Source organism: Mesorhizobium sp. M7A.F.Ca.CA.004.04.2.1 (assembly GCF_004022825.1).
Taxonomy (GTDB): domain Bacteria; phylum Pseudomonadota; class Alphaproteobacteria; order Rhizobiales; family Rhizobiaceae; genus Mesorhizobium.
In genome coordinates this window covers 1-412 of record NZ_RZPH01001825.1, presented here as the reverse complement: position 1 = coordinate 412, position 412 = coordinate 1, and the positions used below count along the sequence as shown (strand labels likewise).

General features: G+C 66.3%; 1 pseudogene. It reads left to right on the top strand.

Going from position 1 to position 412, the window contains the following annotated elements:
• Positions 1 to 40 precede the first annotated feature (40 nt).
• A pseudogene (locus tag EN893_RS37775) lies at positions 41 to 412 on the top strand (ribonuclease); the annotation flags it as partial.

Below are 412 nucleotides of genomic sequence, written 5' to 3'. Positions count from 1 at the left end.
GCTTCAGTCTGTCGCCCACTTGTCCAGCCGGGGATTTTCCATGCGTAGTGCTGTCATTTTCGGATTGGCCATGCTGGCGGCGTCGCTGGCCGGGGCGGCGCGTGCCGACGTCAAGATGAGCGGCAGCTTCGTCGCCGACGCTGCCTGTCCGGCGACGCAAGCGATCAAGAACGGCAAGAACCCCGGCAATGTCTCGACCGATGCCGGGAAGAGCTACCAGCTGCTTGCCGGCAACAAGGATGCGCCGACGCACTACCTTATCCTGGTGCCGGGCGCCGATCCGGAGCGCCGCTGGGTGAAGGTCAGTTGCGGCCATGTTTCCGGCAGCAGCGCGGCGACCGTGCCGGCCGCACCTGACGGCCAAGGCAAGCCGGCGGCGTCGGGAAAACCCGAATACGTCTTCGCGCTGAGC